This is a genomic window from Delftia sp. PX-1 (assembly GCF_055797465.1).
Window position 1 is genome coordinate 3,144,105 of sequence record NZ_CP184763.1, and the last position, 17,428, is coordinate 3,161,532.

At 70.0% G+C, this 17,428-nt stretch carries 13 protein-coding genes; 9 read left to right on the forward strand and 4 right to left on the reverse strand.

Translation table 11 applies throughout. The features are described 5' to 3' along the window. Window positions 1-99 precede the first annotated feature (99 nt). The 6 genes from ACN20X_RS14555 (at window position 100) to ACN20X_RS14580 (ending at window position 8,458) form a co-directional block, all read left to right on the forward strand. Window positions 100-1,140: a ligase-associated DNA damage response exonuclease gene (locus ACN20X_RS14555; RefSeq protein ID WP_133073037.1), complete on the forward strand. Its 1,041-nt coding sequence runs from the start codon at window positions 100-102 to the stop codon at window positions 1,138-1,140. Beyond that, the gene (locus tag ACN20X_RS14560; protein ID WP_473210790.1) at window positions 1,137-2,828 is read left to right on the forward strand and encodes an ATP-dependent DNA ligase; all 1,692 of its coding nucleotides are present in this window, start codon (window positions 1,137-1,139) and stop codon (window positions 2,826-2,828) included. The genes ACN20X_RS14555 and ACN20X_RS14560 overlap by 4 nt, the downstream gene beginning before the upstream one ends. A 22-nt stretch (window positions 2,829-2,850) precedes the next feature. After that, the gene (locus ACN20X_RS14565; protein ID WP_473210791.1) at window positions 2,851-5,736 is read left to right on the forward strand and encodes a ligase-associated DNA damage response DEXH box helicase; all 2,886 of its coding nucleotides are present in this window, start codon (window positions 2,851-2,853) and stop codon (window positions 5,734-5,736) included. Window positions 5,737-5,752: 16 nt separating this feature from the next. Then, window positions 5,753-6,484: a ligase-associated DNA damage response endonuclease PdeM gene (pdeM, locus tag ACN20X_RS14570; RefSeq protein WP_267178630.1), complete on the forward strand. Its 732-nt coding sequence runs from the start codon at window positions 5,753-5,755 to the stop codon at window positions 6,482-6,484. 133 nt (window positions 6,485-6,617) lie between these two features. After that, entirely contained in the window at window positions 6,618-7,235 is a 618-nt protein-coding gene (locus tag ACN20X_RS14575; protein WP_016448183.1) for a hypothetical protein, read from the forward strand. 179 nt (window positions 7,236-7,414) lie between these two features. Then, window positions 7,415-8,458, forward strand: a complete 1,044-nt coding sequence (locus ACN20X_RS14580; protein WP_016448182.1) for a transporter — start codon at window positions 7,415-7,417, stop codon at window positions 8,456-8,458. A gap of 3 nt (window positions 8,459-8,461) precedes the next feature. Here the strand turns inward: ACN20X_RS14580 and ACN20X_RS14585 are convergent, their stop codons facing one another. The 4 genes from ACN20X_RS14585 to ACN20X_RS14600 form a co-directional block, all read right to left on the reverse strand. Then, window positions 8,462-9,976: a tripartite tricarboxylate transporter permease gene (locus tag ACN20X_RS14585; protein ID WP_473210792.1), complete on the reverse strand. Its 1,515-nt coding sequence runs from the start codon at window positions 9,974-9,976 to the stop codon at window positions 8,462-8,464. A 27-nt stretch (window positions 9,977-10,003) separates the two neighbouring features. Continuing rightward, complete coding sequence (locus tag ACN20X_RS14590; RefSeq protein ID WP_133073033.1) at window positions 10,004-10,597, reverse strand: tripartite tricarboxylate transporter TctB family protein; 594 nt, start codon at window positions 10,595-10,597, stop codon at window positions 10,004-10,006. Window positions 10,598-10,608: 11 nt separating this feature from the next. Further along, window positions 10,609-11,649 (reverse strand): Bug family tripartite tricarboxylate transporter substrate binding protein, encoded by a 1,041-nt coding sequence (locus ACN20X_RS14595; RefSeq protein ID WP_047474697.1) that lies wholly within the window; start codon window positions 11,647-11,649, stop codon window positions 10,609-10,611. A 105-nt stretch (window positions 11,650-11,754) separates the two neighbouring features. Continuing rightward, window positions 11,755-12,996: a pyridoxal-phosphate-dependent aminotransferase family protein gene (locus tag ACN20X_RS14600; protein ID WP_154834623.1), complete on the reverse strand. Its 1,242-nt coding sequence runs from the start codon at window positions 12,994-12,996 to the stop codon at window positions 11,755-11,757. A gap of 158 nt (window positions 12,997-13,154) precedes the next feature. Between ACN20X_RS14600 and ACN20X_RS14605 the strand changes: the two genes are divergently transcribed. The 3 genes from ACN20X_RS14605 to ACN20X_RS14615 are packed head-to-tail and all read left to right on the forward strand — an operon-like array spanning window position 13,155 to window position 17,419. Continuing rightward, window positions 13,155-13,844, forward strand: coding sequence for a GntR family transcriptional regulator (locus ACN20X_RS14605; RefSeq protein ID WP_012204897.1), 690 nt, complete (start codon window positions 13,155-13,157; stop codon window positions 13,842-13,844). An 8-nt stretch (window positions 13,845-13,852) separates the two neighbouring features. After that, entirely contained in the window at window positions 13,853-16,939 is a 3,087-nt protein-coding gene (locus tag ACN20X_RS14610; RefSeq protein WP_133073031.1) for an FAD-binding and (Fe-S)-binding domain-containing protein, read from the forward strand. A 60-nt stretch (window positions 16,940-16,999) separates the two neighbouring features. Beyond that, window positions 17,000-17,419: a heme-binding protein gene (locus ACN20X_RS14615; protein ID WP_133073030.1), complete on the forward strand. Its 420-nt coding sequence runs from the start codon at window positions 17,000-17,002 to the stop codon at window positions 17,417-17,419. Window positions 17,420-17,428 lie beyond the last annotated feature (9 nt).

Below are 17,428 nucleotides of genomic sequence, written 5' to 3' on the forward strand. Positions count from 1 at the left end.
GTAGGTGCAGGCTGACAGCCTGCCGCGCTCCGGGCCAGCGCGCGCCCGTCGACTGCCCCACTAGCATGGGGACATGAGCACTGCTTTCCCCGATCCCGCATGGCCGCCGACCTGATCGTGGCCCGTCCCGAAGGCCTGTACTGCGCGGCCGGCGACTTCTACATCGACCCCTGGCGGCCCGTGGAGCGGGCCGTGATCACGCATGGCCACTCCGACCATGCGCGCGCCGGCCACGCCCATTACCTGGCCCATGACGACAGCGCAGGCGTGCTGCGCGCACGGCTGGGCGCGGACATCACGCTGCAGACCCTGCCGTATGGCGAAGCCATCGATCACCACGGCGTGCACATCTCCCTGCACCCGGCCGGCCATGTGCTCGGATCGGCCCAGGTGCGGCTGGAGCACGGCGGCCAGGTCTGGGTGGCCTCGGGCGACTACAAGACCGAGGCCGACGGCACCTGCACCCCCTTCGAGCCCGTGCGCTGCGACACCTTCATCACCGAATCCACCTTCGGCCTGCCTATCTACCGCTGGCCCCGCCAGCCGGAGCTCATGGCCGACATCAACGCCTGGTGGCAGGCCAACGCGGCCCAGGGCCGGCCCTCGGTGCTGCTGTGCTATGCCTTCGGCAAGGCCCAGCGCATCCTGCACGGGGTGGACCGCAGCATCGGCCCCATCGTCGTGCACGGCGCGGTGGAGCCGCTCAATGCCGTGTACCGCGCAGCGGGCGTGGACCTGCCGCCCACGCTGCGCGTGACCGACCCCGGCGTGGATGCACGACTGCTCAAGACCGCACTGGTGCTGGCGCCGCCCTCGGCGCAGGGCACGCCGTGGATGCGCCGCTTTCCCGGCCATGCCGATGCCTTTGCCAGCGGCTGGATGCAGCTGCGCGGCACGCGCCGGCGCCGTGGCGTGGACCGGGGCTTCGTCATGTCCGACCATGCCGACTGGCCTGGCCTGCAGTACGCCATTGGCGCCACGGGCGCCGAGCGGGTCTTCGTCACCCACGGCAGCGTGGCCGTGCTGGTGCGCTGGCTGCGCGAGCAGGGCCTGGACGCCCAGGCCTTCCAGACCGAATACGGCGATGAGGACGAGGCTGCCGCCGCCCAGGCTGCACCGGATGAGGCTCCTGCCCCATGAAGGACTTCGCCGCCCTCTACCGCGCGCTGGACGCCAGCACCGCCAGCCGTGACAAGCAGGCCGCGCTGCAGGCCTATCTGCGCGCCGCCGCGCCTGCCGATGCGGCCTGGGCCGTCTACTTCCTGGCCGGCGGCAAGCCGCGCCAGCTGGTGCCCACCAAGGTCTTGAAGGAGCTGGCGCGCGAGGCGGCCGGCCTGCCCGAATGGCTGTTCGACGAAAGCTACGAGGCCGTGGGCGACCTGGCCGAAACCATTGCGCTGCTGCTGCCGCCACCCGGTGACGCGCACGACCTGGGCCTGGCCGCCTGGGTCACGGACCACCTGCTGCCGCTGCGCGGCATGGCGCCCGAGGCGCTGGCGGACACGCTGCGCATGCAATGGGCGCGGCTGGCGGCCGATGAGCGGCTGGTCTACTTCAAGCTGATCACCGGCGCCTTCCGGGTCGGCGTGTCGCGGCTGCAGGTCACGCAGGCGCTGGCGGCCGTCAGCGGCGTGGATGCCAAGCGCATCGCCCAGCGGCTCATGGGCTACACCCACATCGGCGCGCGGCCCGGGGCGGCCGACTACCTGCGGCTGGTGGCAGGCGAGGAAGAGGGCGATGACGCGCATTCGGGCGAAGCCCGTGGCCACCCCTATCCCTTCTTCCTGGCCCATCCGCTGCAGTTGCCGCTGGAGCAGTTCGACGCCGTGCTCGGCCCGCCGTCCGAATGGGTGGTGGAGTGGAAATGGGACGGCATACGCGCCCAGATCGTGCGGCGCGGCAGCGGTGACGCGCTGGGCACCTGGATCTGGTCGCGCGGCGAGGAACTGGTGAGCGAGCGCTTCCCCGAGCTGCAGGCCATGGGCGATGCCTTGCCTGCGGGCACCGTGATCGACGGCGAGATCGTCGTCTGGGCCGAGCAGCAGGGCGAGGCGCCCGCCCATGTGCGCCCCTTTGCCGACCTGCAAAAGCGCATAGGCCGCAAGACCCTGGGCCCCAAGCTGCTGCGCGAGCTGCCCGTGGTGCTGCTGGCCTATGACCTGCTGGAGGAGGGCGGCCAGGACCTGCGCGCCTTGCCCCAGCACGAACGGCGCGCAAGGCTGGAGCAGATGGTGGCCGCCGTGGCGCATCCGGCACTGCTGGCCAGCCCCGTGCTGCAAGGCGACAGCTGGGCCGCCCTGGCCGAACTGCGCGAGCAGGCCCGCTCCCTGGGTGTGGAGGGCATGATGCTCAAGGCCCGCGACGCCGCCTACGGCGTGGGCCGCACCAAGGACGGCGGCGTGTGGTGGAAGTGGAAGATCGATCCGCTGAGCGTGGACGCCGTGCTCATCTACGCACAGCGCGGCCACGGCCGTCGCGCCAGCCTCTACAGCGACTACACCTTTGCCGTCTGGAACGCGCCGCCCGGCACCGAGGGCCGCGCCCTCGTGCCCTTCGCCAAGGCCTACTCGGGCCTGACCGATGCCGAAATGGCGCGCGTGGACGCCATCATCCGCAAGACCACGGTGGAGAGCTTCGGTCCCGTGCGCAGCGTGCGGCCCACCCTGGTGTTCGAGCTGGGCTTCGAGGGCATTGCACGCAGCGCGCGCCACAAGAGCGGCATCGCCGTGCGCTTTCCGCGCATGCTGCGTTGGCGCGAGGACAAGCCTGTGCAGGAGGCCGACTCCATCGATACGCTGGCGGCCCTGCTGCCGCACTCCGACCCGTGACCCACCCTTGACGCACCGCGCCATGGCCACCCGTTCCCCCCATCCCCTCGCCACCGCCTGGCTTGCCGCACGGGGCTGGAAGCCCTTTGCCTTCCAGCGCGCCGTGTGGAAGGCGCTGGCCCAGGGCCACAGCGGCCTGCTGCATGCCACCACGGGCGCGGGCAAGACCTATGCGGTCTGGCTGGGCGCGCTGCAGGCCCTTGCGGGCCCGCCGCAAACCCCGATGCCGGCGCACACCGGAAAACGAAAACCGGCCTCCGCACCGCTCACCGTGCTGTGGATCACGCCCATGCGCGCCCTGGCGGCCGACACGCTCAAGGCGCTGCAGACGCCCCTGCAGGCGCTGGCCCAGGGCCATCCCGCGCTGGCGCGCTGGACCGTGGGCGCACGCACGGGCGATACGGGAAGCGCCGAGCGCAGCGCGCAGTCGCGCCAGCTGCCCACCGTGCTGGTCACCACGCCCGAGAGCCTGTCCCTGCTGCTGGCGCGCGCCGATGCGCGCGAGCTGCTGGGCTCCGTGCGCCTGGTGGTGGCCGATGAATGGCATGAGCTGCTGGGCAACAAGCGCGGCGTGCAACTGCAGCTGGCCCTGGCACGGTTGCGCGGCTGGAGCCCGCAGCTGTGCGTCTGGGGCATGTCGGCCACGCTGGGCAATCTGGACGAGGCCATGCAGACCCTGCTGGGCCTGGACGAGCATGGCCAGCCGCGGCCCGGCGTACTGGTCCAGGGCCAGGTGGACAAGCGCCTGGTGGTGGACACCCTGCTGCCCGACCGGCCCGAGCGCTTTTCCTGGGCCGGCCACCTGGGCCTGGCCATGCTGCCGGCCGTGGTGCGCGAACTGGAGGCCACGGCCGGCTCCACCCTGGTCTTTGTGAATGTGCGCTCGCAGGCCGAGCTTTGGTACAAGGCGCTGCTGGAGGCCCGGCCCGACTGGGCCGGCCTGCTGGCCATCCACCATGGCTCTCTGGACCGGGGTGTGCGCGAATGGGTGGAGGCCGGGCTCAAGGCCGGCACGCTCAAGGCCGTGGTCTGCACCAGCAGCCTGGACCTGGGCGTGGACTTCCTGCCCGTGGAGCGCGTGCTGCAGATCGGCTCGGCCAAGGGCATCGCGCGGCTGCTGCAGCGCGCGGGCCGCTCGGGCCATGCGCCGGGCCGGCCCTCGCGCATCACCCTGGTGCCCACGCACAGCCTGGAGCTGGTGGAAGCGGCCGCCGCCCGCGCTGCCGTGCGCGCGCAGCAGGTGGAAATGCGCGCCAGCCCCCGCCAGCCCGCCGACGTGCTGGTGCAGCACCTGGCCACCGTGGCCCTGGGCGGCGGCTTCGTGCCCGATGAGCTGTATGCCGAAGTGCGCCGCACCGTCGCCTATGCCGGGCTGGCGCCTGCGGTCTGGCAGTGGTGCCTGGACTTCGTGCACCGCGGCGGCCCCTCGCTGGCCGCCTATCCCGACTACCAGCGCGTGCGGCCCGATGAACAGGGCATCTGGCGCATGCCCGACGCGCGGCTGGCGCGCAGGCACCGCGCCAACATCGGCACCATCGTCAGCGACGCCAGCATGAGCGTGCAGATCCTGCACGGCGCGCGGCTGGGCAGCATGGAGGAGAGCTTCCTGTCGCGCCTGTCGCCCGGCGATGCCTTTGTCTTCGCGGGCCAGGTGCTGGAGCTGGTGCGCATCGAGGACATGACCGCCTACGTGCGCCGCGCCGCCAGAACGCGGCCCACCGTGCCGCGCTGGGCCGGCGCGCGCATGCCGCTGTCCACCGTGCTGGCCGACTTCGTGGTGCAGCAGTTGGCGCTGGCGGCAGCGGGCGACTACCACTCGCCCGAGCTGCGCTGCGTGCGCCCCCTGCTGGAGGTGCAGCAGCGCTGGTCGGCCCTGCCCACGCCCGGCACGCTGCTGGCCGAAACCCTGCGCACGCGCGAAGGCTGGCATCTCTTCCTCTACCCGTTTGCGGGCCGCCATGCCCATACGGGGCTGGCCAGCCTGCTGGCCTGGCGCGCCGCCCAGGGCGAGACGGGCACCTTCTCCATCGCCGTCAACGATTACGGGCTGGAGCTGCTGAGCGCCACCGAGCGTGACTGGGCCGCCATGCTGCCCGAACTGCTGCGCGCCGAGCCTGCCCAGGCCGTGGCAGTGCCCGGGCGCGTGTCCGCCAGCCAGGCGGTCGCCACGCGCAACACCGCCAATGCGGACCGCCACTGGGACCAGGCCGCCGACGATGCCCACCTGGCGGGTGAGGACGCCCATCACGCCCGCCATGCCCTGCTGCACGAAGTGCTGGCCAGCCTCAACGCCACCGAGATGGCGCGGCGGCGCTTCCGCGAGATCGCCCGCGTCTCGGGCCTGATCTTCCAGAGCCACCCGGGCGAGCGCCGCAGTGCGCGCCAGCTGCAGGCCTCGTCACAGCTGTTCTTCGAGGTGTTTCGCAAGTACGACGACAGCAACCTGCTGCTGCGCCAGGCCGACGAGGAAGTGCTGAGCCAGGAACTCGATGTCGCCCAGCTGCTGGCCGCGTTGCGCCGCATGCAGGCGCAGACGCTGGTGGTGAGCGCGCTGCGCCGTCCCAGCCCGTTTGCCTTCCCGCTCATGGTGGAGCGCTTTCGCGAAAAGCTCACCAACGAGCACCTGGCCGACCGCATCGCGCGCATGCTGGCCCAGCTGCACGAGGCGGCAGACGCCGGCGGTGCAGCCAGCGAGCCGCGCACGCAGGACCTGATCCCGCCCGATCCGCCGCTGCGTCCACGGAAAAAGCCCAAGGCAGACCAGCCCTCCGCCGTGGACGAGGACACGGCCGCCGTGCGCCGCACGCTGGATTTCTCGCTGCAGGCCACCGACGGCCCCGAGGCCGATGCCGCCAGCCGCCGCCCGCGCCGCGTGCGCAAGCCCTCGCGGCCCTTGCCGCTGCTGTAGAACCATTGCACCGCTGATGAAAGGCCACGCACCGTTGCCAAGTCCTGTTTCCCCCGACGCCCTGGCCGGCAGCCTGGGCATGTTCCTGGCCGGCGAGCCCGTGCACCTGCTGGCCCAGCATGCGCTGTGGTGGCCCGCCCAGGGCACGCTGTTCATCGCCGACCTGCACCTGGGCAAGGCCGCCACCTTCCGCGCGCGCGGCATTCCCGTGCCGGCGGGCACCACGCAGGGCAACCTGGAGCGGCTATCGGCCCTTCTTCTGGGCCTGCCCGTGCGGCGGCTCGTGGTGCTGGGCGACTTCCTGCACGCGGCCGAGGCACGCAATCCTGCCGTACTGGCTGCACTGGCCCGCTGGCGCAGCCGCCATGCGGCCGTGGAACTGGTGCTGGTGCGCGGCAACCATGACAGCCACGCAGGCGATCCGCCGCCCGCGCTGGGCTTTGCCATCGTGGACGAGCCCTGGCACCTGGGGCCGTTCGCCGCCTGCCATCACCCCCCGCCGCCAACCCAGGACCTGCAGGCGCAGCAGGCCCGGCCCTGGCATGTGCTGGCCGGCCATGTCCATCCCGCCATCGTGCTGCGCGGCACCGGCCGCGACAACCTGCGTCTGCCGTGCTTTGCCGTGCACGCGGGCTTTACCCTGCTGCCCGCCTTCGGCCTGTTCACCGGCATGGCCAGCCTGCCGCCCGAGCCAGGCCGCCAGCTCTTTGCCGTGGGCGCGGACCGGGTCTGGGCCGTGCCTGGGTGAGCCCAGGGATGTAATCGGGCGTAATTCTCCGCAAGGCCGTTGTTCCCTACAGTGACTCCCGCAGCAAGCGTGGCGGGACAGCAGGCAGTGCCCGGGGATGCCGCAGCGCTTTTCGTTCCACCAGGAGGAATGCATGGGCGTTCAACTCAATTTCTTCAACCAATCGAACGACGCGAACCACCCGCAGATCGTCATCTTCCAGAAGAACGTCGCCAGCGACCTCGATGCGCCTGCCGTGGCCTGGCGCGTCATCAAGTACTGCGGACAGGGCGACAACCATCCGTTCACCTTTCCGCTGGGCCTGCAGGTCGGCGCCAGCGACAGCCATGGCAACTGCACGCCGCAGCTGGAGGCGCAGTACGGCCAGCAGTTCCAGATGGCACCGTCCACCGCCGGCGATCGCCTGGCGCCCGCAGGCTACGGCGCCAGCTCCAAGGAAGTGCAGGTGCTCAACGCGCTGCCCCAAGGCGCCATCAACGCCAGCTGCTACAAGGACGGCAGGCTGCTGGCCGTCAAGACCGCGATTGCCCCCCGGCAAAAGGCCGTCTTCGAATTCAAGCCCAGCATCTGGATCGGCGTGGCCTCGCACATCCAGCAGGGCCAGATCATGAACTCGGCCATCGTCTCCCAGATGAACACCGAAATCTCCCTGCTGGGCATCTCCCGTGCCGACATCGTGATGCGCGGCGGCGGCTCGGGGGCGAATTCCCGCCCCTTCTCGTTCTCGCTGGAGAACGTCGTGATGTGCTGATGCAGGGTCGCGGCAAGGGGAGGAGGCGGAGAAAGGGCAGTGAGGGGGCGGAGAGGGGACGCAAGGGCCTGTGCATGACACCCTGATGACGGCTGTCACATCCCTGTCATGGACGCAGCCAAGAATCCCGCACTTGCCCGGCCCGCGCGGGCCACTTCCGCAGGTGCTTCCTCCTCCCCATGACCGATGCAGCCTCCCCCCTGGCACAGGCCCACGAAGACGCAGGCCTGATCTGCGGCTGGCGCTTCTTCAGTGACACACGGCAGTGCGTGCAGGCCGTGACGGCGCCATCCGCCGCGCAGTGGCTGGCCGATGCCGCAGCCCGGTCCGATGCGGGCCGGCGCGATTTCCTGTGGCTGCACTTCAACCTGACCCACACCCAGTCCCTGCGCTGGCTGCAGCGCCATGCGGGCCTGCCCGACGTGTTCTATGCCGCCCTGCGCGAGGGCCTGACCTCCACGCGCATCGAGCGCGCCGACGACAGCCTGGTCGCCGTGCTCAACGATGTGAACTTCGAGTTCAACTTCGATTCGGCCGACATCGCCACGCTGTGGATCTGCCTGGACGAGCGCCTGGTCATCACCGCGCGCACCCAGCCGCTGCGCTCTGTCGATGCCCTGCGCGACGCCGTGCGCCGCGGCGACAGCCCCGCCAGCACGGCCGAGCTGCTGGAGCACCTGATGCGCACCCAGGCCGATGTGCTGGTCAAGGTGGTGCGCGAGACCACGGCGCGCGTGGACGATATCGAGGACGCCATCCTGGCCCAGCGCTACCACCATCCGCGCGCCCACCTGGGCCGGCTGCGCCGCCTGCTGGTGCGCCTTCAGCGCCTGCTGGCGCCCGAGCCCGCCGCGCTGTTCCGCCTGCTGCAGCAGCCCCCCGGCTGGATGGGCGAGGAAGACCGGCGCGGCCTGGCCGCAGCGAGCGAGGAGTTCTCGCTCATGCTGCGCGACATGCAGACCCTGCAGGACCGCATCAAGCTGCTGCAGGAAGAGGTGGCCGCCGCCGTGAACGAGGACAACAGCAACAGCCTCTTCGTGCTGACCGTGGTCACCGTGCTGGCCCTGCCCATCAACATCCTGGCCGGCCTGTTCGGCATGAACGTGGGCGGCATACCGCTGGCCGAGCACGAGCACGGCTTCTGGATCGTGGTGTCCATCGTCGTCGCCTTCACCGTCATCGCCGCCTGGCTGGCGTTTCGCAAGAAGCGGTACAGGGATTAGGGCTCAGGCCGCCACAGCCCTTGCCCTCGCCCCGAACGCCATCGCCCGCAACTTGCCCAGCAGCGGCCACACCAGCATCAGCAGGGCCAGCGTGGTGATGGTGCCGGACAGGTCGTTGTGCCAGAAGATGCCCAGCTCGCCCTGGCTGGAGAGCATGCTCTGGCGGAATGCGTCTTCCATGCGGTCGCCCAGCACGATGGCCAGCACCATGGGCGCCAGCGGATAGTCGAGCTTCTTGAACACGTAGCCGACCACGCCGAAGACCAGCATGAGCCAGATGTCCGTGGCATTGCCGTGCACGGTGAAGGCGCCGATGGCGCAGACCATGAGGATCATGGGCGCGACGATGGAAAACGGCACGCGCAGGATGGCGGCGAACAGCGGCACGGTGGCCATAACGATGACCAGGCCGGCGATGTTGCCCAGGTACATGCTGGCGATCAGGCCCCAGACGAAGTCCTTTTGCTCGGTGAACAGCAGCGGGCCGGGCTGCAGGCCCCAGATCATCAGCCCGCCCAGCAGCACGGCCGCCGTGGCCGAACCCGGAATGCCCAGGGCCAGCATGGGCAGCAGGGCCGAGGTGCCGGCCGCGTGGGCGGCGGTCTCGGGGGCGAGCACGCCTTCGGGGTTGCCCTTGCCGAAGCTGTCGGGGTCGCGCGAGAACTTCTTGGCCAGCCCGTAGCCCATGAAGCTGGCCGCCACGGCGCCGCCCGGCGTCACGCCCATCCAGCAGCCCACCAGGGCCGAGCGCAGCATGGTCAGCCAGTAGCGCGGCAGCCGGGCCCAGGTCCTGAACACCACCTTGAGGTCGATGGAGGCCTTCTTGCCCTTGAAGGCGAGACCTTCCTCGATGGTCATCAGGATCTCGCTGATGCCGAACAGGCCGATCACCACCACCAGGAAATCAAAGCCGCGCAGCAGCTCCGTGGAGCCGAAGGTCATGCGCAGGTCGCCCGAGATGGTGTCCATGCCCACGGCCGCCAGCAGCAGGCCCACGGCCATGGCGGCCACGATCTTGGCCTTGGGCTCCTTGCCCATGCCGATGAAGGAGCAGAACGTCAGGAAGAAGACCGCAAAGAACTCCGGCGGCCCGAACTGCAGCGCGAACGAGGCCACGACCGGCGCCAGGAAGGTGATCAGCATCACGCCCGAGATGGCGCCGATGAACGAGCCCGTGAAGGCCGTGGTCAGCGCCGCTCCCGCGTGCCCCTGCTGGGCCATGGGATAGCCGTCGAAGGTGGTGGCCACCGACCAGGCCTCGCCCGGGATGTTGAACAGCACCGAGGTGATGGCGCCGCCGAACAGCGCCCCCCAGTAGATGCAAGACAGCAGGATGATGGCCGAGGTGGGCGACATGCCGAAGGTCAGCGGCAGCAGGATGGCCACGCCGTTGGGGCCACCCAGGCCCGGCAGCACGCCGACCACGATGCCCAGCAGGATGCCCGTGAGCATCAGCCCCGTGTTCTGCCAGGTGGTGACGGCCGCGAAGCCGTGCGCAAGGTATTGGAGTTCGTCCATGGTGTTGCTCCGTGGCGGCGACAGGGGTCAATAGCCGAGCCAGGCTTCAAGCGGACCCTTGGGCAGGGGCACCTTGAACTGGATCTCGAAGACGTAGAACAGCAGCACGCTGGTGAAGCCCGACAGCGCCACGGCCTTCCACCAGGGATAGCGGCCCGCAAACACCATGAAGCCCGTGATGAACAGCACCGAGGCCGCGTAGATGCCCAGCGGCGCGATCACGGCGATGTAGGCCGTCAGCGGCAGCAGCACCTGGGCCACGCGCCTGAGCTGCAGCCAGCTGGCGAACTGCTCCTGGCTGCGGCTGCGCAGCGCCTGCACGAAGACGGCGATGGCGCAGATGCCCAGCACGGCGCCCACGCGCAGCGGGAAGTAGCCGGCCTGCGGGCCGGTGTCGCTCCAGCCTGCGCCAATGCGCTGGTTGTCCCAGACCACGAGCACGGCCAGCGCCAGCAGCACGGCGGCCACGCCGTACTCCACATGGCGGCGGGACAGGCCGGGGGCCTGGGCTTCGGTGGCGGGGATGGATTCGGTGGCCGCGCTGGAGGGCTGGGCCGGGGCTGCTGCTGCCGCTGCCGCTGCATTGGAGGAGGGCGGGGCAAGGTGGATGGCGGTGTCCATGGCGCGGCTCCTCACTTGGCTGCGGCGGCGGCCACGCTGGCCGACAGGAAACCGGCCTTCTTCATGATGTCGAGGTGGCGCGTCTCGTCCTTGGCCAGGAAGTCCACGAAGGCCTGCCCCGTCATGTACTCGGGCTTGAGCGCGTTTTTCTCCAGGTACTCCTTCCACTCGGGCGTGGCCACCACCTTGTGCATCACGCCCGCATAGAACTGCGCCTGCTCGGGCGTGGTGCCGGGCGGCAGGAAGAAGCCGCGCAGCATGGTGTACTGCACATCCAGGCCCTGCTCCCTGCAGGTGGGGATGTCCGACAGCGCCTGGCTGCCCGTGACCTTGGCCGTGTACTCGATGCGCTGCGTGTCGAACACGCACAGCGCCCGCACCTGGCCCGCGCGCCACTGCGCCATGGACTCGCTGGGGTTGTTGACGTTGGAGTCGATGTGCTTGCCCACCAGCTGGGTGCTGGCCTCGCCGCCGCCCTTGTAGGGGATGTAGGTGAACTTCACGCCGGCGGCCTGTTCCATGTTGGCGGTGATGATCTGGTCCTCGCGCTTGGAACTGGTGCCGCCCATCTTGAACTTGCCGCCGGCCTGCCGCGCGGCGGCCAGGTAGTCGGCGGGCGTCTGGTAGCCGGTCTCGGCATTGACCCAGAGCACGAACTGGTCCTGGGCAATCATGGCCACGGGATTCAGGTCGCGCCACTGGAAGGGCAGGGCCGTGGCCATGGGCAGGGTGAAGATGGCCGTGGAGGCCACCAGCAGCTTGTGCGGGTCGCGCGCCGAGGCCTTGACATCCAGAATGCCCTCGGCGCCGGAGGCACCGGCCTTGTTGAGGATGACCACGGGCTGCTCGATCAGCTTGTGCTTGGTGACGATGGCCTGGATCACGCGCGCCATCTGGTCCGAGGCGCCACCGGCCGAGAACGGCACGACGAGTTCGACGGACTTGGCGGGCTTCCATTGCGCCCAGGCGGCAGGGGCGGCGAGGGTGATGGCGGCGGTGGCGGCGAGGGTGGCGACGGCAGTTGCCGCCAGGCGGTTGCGGGGCGATGTCATGTCTCTTGTCTCCTGTTATTTCCTGGTATTGGTGCAATCCACGATCAAGGGGGCGAGCCATGTGCTCCGGCTCTGCCAAGGGTTTTCGGCGCGCGGCCGATGGGTTCAGGCGGCCTTGCGCAGCGCCCCGGCTGCGGCGTGGGCCGCGAAGTAATCCATGGCCGCCTGCACGCCGCTGCCGGCCAGACGGATGCCGGACAGCTTCAGGCCCATCTCCACGCCCGCCACCATGGCCAGCAGCGTCAGGTCGTTGCTGTCGCCCAGGTGGCCCATGCGGAACATGCGGCCCTTGAGCTTGCCCAGGCCCGCGCCCAGCGACAGGTCGAAGCGCGTGTGGATCAGGCGGCGCAGGGCATCGGCATCCACGCCTTCGGGCGTGATCACGCCGGTGAGCACGGGCGAGTAGACCTGCGGATCGGCGCACTGGATGGGCAGGCCCCAGGCCTGCACGGCGGCACGCACGCCGGCCGCCCAGCGCTGGTGGCGCGCAAACACCGTATCCAGCCCTTCGGCCAGCAGCATGTCCAGCGATTCGGACAGGGCGTACAGCAGGTTGGTGTTGGGCGTGTAGGGCCAGTAGCCGGTCTGGTTCATCTCCACGATCTCGTCCCAGGCCCAGAACGACTTGGGCAGCTTCGCGCTTTTGGCGGCCTCCAGCGCGCGTGGCGACAGCGCGTTGAAGCTGATGCCGGGCGGCAGCATCAGGCCCTTTTGCGAGCCGCTGATGGTCACATCCACGCCCCATTCGTCATGGCGGTAGTCGGCGCTGGCCAGGCCCGAGATGGTGTCCACCAGCAGCAGGGCCGGGTGGCCCGCCGCGTCGATGGCCCGGCGCACGGCGGCGATGTCCGAGGTCACGCCCGTGGAGGTCTCGTTGTGCACCACGCACACGGCGCGGATCCGGCGCTCCGTGTCCTTGCGCAGCCGCGCCTCGATCAGGCCGGCCTGCACGCCATGGCGCCAGCCCGGCGCCTGGGGCAGGTGCTCGTCGGAGCCGCCATAGGACAGGAACTCGGTGGACAGGCCCAGGCGCGTGGCCATCTTCTGCCACAGCGAGGCGAAGTGGCCGGTCTCGAACATCAGCACATGGTCGCCAGGGCTGAGCGTGTTGATCAGGGCCGCCTCCCAGGCGCCCGTGCCGGAAGCCGGATAGATCACCACCGGATGCCGGGTCTTGAAGACCTGCTGGATGCCGGCCAGCACCTTCAGGCCGAGCTGGCCGAACTCCGGCCCCCGGTGGTCGATGGTGGGCAGGCTCATGGCCCGCAGGATGCGGTCGGGAACCGGGCTGGGGCCGGGGATCTGGAGGAAGTGGCGGCCCGTGGGATGGTTGTCGAGCGTGAGCATGGTGCGTCCCTTTCAAGGAAATGCCAGGTCGGTCTGTGGGGGAGGGTGTTTGCGAATTTTTGCATTCAAAATTAATAAATGCCTTGGTGATAACTATGAATGCCTTAAGAAATGCTTGCGTAAAAATGAATGCAAAATTCATTCGACCAGGAGAATCCATGGCGGAGATCATCGAGATTTCGCGGCTTGCCCTGCATGACCAGGTGGCGGCGCGGCTGCGCACCTGGCTGGTGGAGGGGCGCATACCGCCCGGCGCCAAGCTCAACGAGCGCGCGCTGTGCGAGCAGCTGCGCGTCTCGCGCACGCCGCTGCGCGAGGCCATCAAGCTGCTGGCCTCCGAAGGGCTGGTGGACCTGGTGCCCAACCGCGGCGCCGTGGCCGTGCGCCTGGGCGAGGCCGATGTGCTGCAGACCTTCGAGGTGCTGGCGGGGCTGGAGGGCATGTCGGGCGAGCTGGCCGCGCAGCGCATCAGCGAGCAGCAACTGGCCGAGGTGCGGGCCCTGCACTTCGAGATGCTGGCCAGCCATGCGCGCCAGGACCTGTCCGGCTACTACCGGCTCAATGCGCTGATCCACTCGGCCATCAACCGCGCCGCCGCCAACCCCGTGCTGGCCGAGACCTATGGCCGCATCAACGCCCGCGTGCAGTCGCTGCGCTTTCGCACCAACCAGGACGCGGCCAAGTGGAAGCGCGCCGTCCAGGAGCACGAACGCATGCTGGAGGCGCTGCAGGCGCGCGATGCCGCCGCGCTGCGCCAGGTGCTTGTCGCCCACCTGGAGCACAAGCGCGACACCGTCATCGCCCTGCTCAAGGCAGGCCAGATCTACCCACGAACCATGAACGAATGAGAGCCGCCATGCTGATGGAATCCACGCACCGCCTTGCCGCTTCCCCCGACGACACCGTGCCCGCTCCCGGCACCGTGCTGCCGCCCGACGATGTCAGCCAGATGCTGGCGCGCCGCCTGCGCTCGGACACGCGCGGCCAGGTCCTGTTCGACGCCGCCTCGCGCGGGCGCTATGCCACCGATGCCTCCATCTACCAGATCATGCCGGTGGGCGTCTTCGTGCCCACCTGCGAAGAAGACATCGCCACGGCCCTGCAGATCGCCCGCGAGCTGAAGGTGCCCGTGCTGCCGCGCGGCGGCGGCACCAGCCAGTGCGGCCAGACCACGGGCGCGGCCCTGGTGATCGACAACAGCAAGCATTTGCGCAACATCCTCTCGGTGGACCCCGATGCAGGCACGGCCGAGGTCGAGCCCGGCCTGGTGCTGGACCACCTCAACGCCCGGCTCAAGAAGCTCGGCCTGTGGTATCCGGTGGACGTATCGACCAGCGCCCAGGCCACGCTGGGCGGCATGGCGGGCAACAACTCCTGCGGATCGCGCTCCATTGCCTACGGCAACATGGTGCACAACGTGCGCGGCGCCCGCGCCTGGATGGCCGATGGCGAGCTGCTGGACTTCGGCCCCGTCGCCCAGGCCACGGGCCGCACAGCGCGCATTGCGCAGTTCGTGCACGGGCTGGCGCAACAGCACCGCGAGGACATTCATGCCCACTGGCCCAAGGTCATGCGCCGCGTGGCGGGCTACAACCTCGACATCTTCGACAACCAGAGCGAGCGGCCCTACACGGCCGACGGCAGCGTCAACCTGGCCCATCTGCTGATAGGCGCCGAGGGCACGCTGGCCTACACGCGCTCGCTCACCCTGCAGCTCAGCGCGCTGCCGCGCGCCAAGGTGCTGGGCGTGGTGAACTTTCCCACCTTCCACGCGGCCATGGACTCGGCCCAGCACATCGTGAAGCTGGGACCCACGGCCGTGGAGCTGGTGGACCGCACCATGATCGAGCTGGGCCTGGCCAACCCGGCCTTCAAGCCCACCATAGAGACCGCGCTCATCGGCCGCCCGGCTGCCATCTTGCTGGTGGAATTCGCCGGCGACGACCGCGCCGCGCTGCTGGCGCGGCTGCGCCAGCTGGTGGAACTCATGGGCGAGCTGGGCCTGCCCGGCAGCGTGGTGGAAATGCCCGAGGAAGCGGCCCAGAAAAACCTCTGGGAAGTGCGCAAGGCGGGGCTGAACATCATGATGAGCCTCAAGGGCGACGGCAAGCCCGTGAGCTTCATCGAGGACTGCGCCGTGCCGCTGCAGCACCTGGCCGAGTACACCGACGCGCTCACCGAAGTGTTCGCGCGCCATGGCAGCCGGGGCACCTGGTACGCCCATGCCTCCGTGGGCACGCTGCATGTGCGGCCCATCCTGGACATGCGCACCGACGGCGCGGCGCGCATGCGCGCCATTGCCGAGGAAGCGGCCGAACTGGTGCGCAAATACAAGGGCGCCTTCAGCGGCGAGCACGGCGACGGGCTGTGCCGCGGCGAGTGGATTGCCTGGCAGTTCGGGCCCGCCATCACCGAGGCCCTGCGCGCCATCAAGCAGCACTTCGACCCGGACAGCCTCTTCAACCCCGGCAAGATCATCGATACGCCGAAGATGGACGATGGCCGGCTGTTCCGCTTTGCGCCCGCCGATGCGCCCCGGCCCTACCGGCGCATTCCCATCACGCCCGTGCTCGACTGGTCCGCCTGGAACGTGCAGGCCGACCCGGTCACCGAAGTCACCACGGCGCCCGGCACGGGCGGCGACGTCACCGGCGGCTTTGCCAAGGCCGTGGAGATGTGCAACAACAACGGCCACTGCCGCAAGTTCGACGCCGGCACCATGTGCCCCAGCTACCGCGTCACGCGCGACGAGCAGCACCTGACGCGCGGCCGGGCCAACACCCTGCGCCTGGCCATCTCGGGCCAGCTGGGGCCGGACGCCTTCACCAGCGAGGCCATGCACGACACCATGGACCTGTGCGTGGGCTGCAAGGGCTGCAGGCGCGACTGCCCCACGGGCGTGGACATGGCCCGCATGAAGGTGGAATTCCTGGCCCACTACAAGGCCCGCCATGGCCACACGCTCAAGGACCGGCTGGTCGCCCATCTGCCGCGCTACGCCGCCACGGCCAGCCGCATGCCCTGGCTGCTGAACCTGCGCAACCGCCTGCCCGTGCTGCGCCAACTGGGCGAAAAACTGCTGGGCCTGTCCGCCAGGCGCTCGCTGCCGGCCTGGCGCAGCGACACCTTCTGGCGCGCGCCCGAAGCACATACCTTTCTTGACCGCGACCAGGCCCTGGCCCGCGCGGCGGCCGGCGAGCGCGTGGCCGTGCTCTTCGTGGACACCTTCAACGGCACCTTCGAGAGCGAAAACGCCCTGGCCGCCGCGCGCGTGCTGCAGGCGGCCGGCTATGCGCTGCACACCGCCAGCAAGTCCGCCAAAGAGGGCGGCGGCCACCACTGCTGCGGCCGCACCTACCTGGCCACCGGCATGGTCGAGCAGGCCAAGGCCAGCGCCGGTGCGCTGATCAATGCCCTGGCGCCCCTGGCCCGCGCCGGCATCCCCATCGTCGGCCTGGAGCCCTCCTGCCTGCTGACCCTGCGCGACGAAGCCCTGGTCATGGGCCTTGGCGAGCCTGCACAGGCCGTTGCCGCCCAGGCCCTGCTGTTCGAGGAATTCATTGCCCGTGAAGTCAAGGCCGGCCGCTTTGCGCTGCCGCTGCGCGCCGCCGAGGCGCCCATCCTCGTGCACGGCCATTGCCACCAGAAGGCCTTTGGCGCCGTCAGCCCCATCCTCGACGTGCTGCGGCTGATTCCCGGCGCCCAGCCCGAGCTCATCGAAAGCTCCTGCTGCGGCATGGCCGGCAGCTTCGGCTACGAGGCCAGCCACCACCAGGTCTCCATGGACATGGCCGAGGCGGCCCTGCTGCCGGCCATACGCCAGCGCCCCGAGGCCATCGTCGTGGCCGACGGCACCAGCTGCCGCCACCAGATCGCCGACGGCGCGGCGCGCGAAGCCGTGCATGTGGCGCGGCTGCTGGAAAGCCTGCTGGATGCCCGCTGACTGCCCGCTGACCGCCCGCTGACCGCCATCCTCCATCCCGCACAAGACCAAGGTACTCCCATGAAGCACAAGCCCTGCCTGGACCTCCAGGACATCAAGGCCATCGCCCAGGCCGCCGAGGCGCATGCCACGGCGCACGGCTGGGCCGTCAGCATCGCCATCGCCGATGACGGCGGCCACCTGCTGTGGCTGCAGCGCCTGGACGGCGCGGCACCGGCCTCGGCCCACATCGCGCCGGCCAAGGCCCACGCCGCAGCACTGGGCCGCAAGGAAAGCCGGCTCTATGAGGAAATGATCAATGGCGGCCGTACCGCCTACCTGAGCGTGCCCGCGCTGCAGGGCCTGCTGGAAGGCGGCGTGCCCATCGCCAGGGAGGGCCACTGCCTGGGCGCCGTGGGCGTCAGCGGGGTGAAGCCGGCCGAGGATGCGGAGGTGGCGCGGGCGGGGATTGCGGCGCTGGGGGCCGCGCCGCAGCGTTAGCGGCCCTGG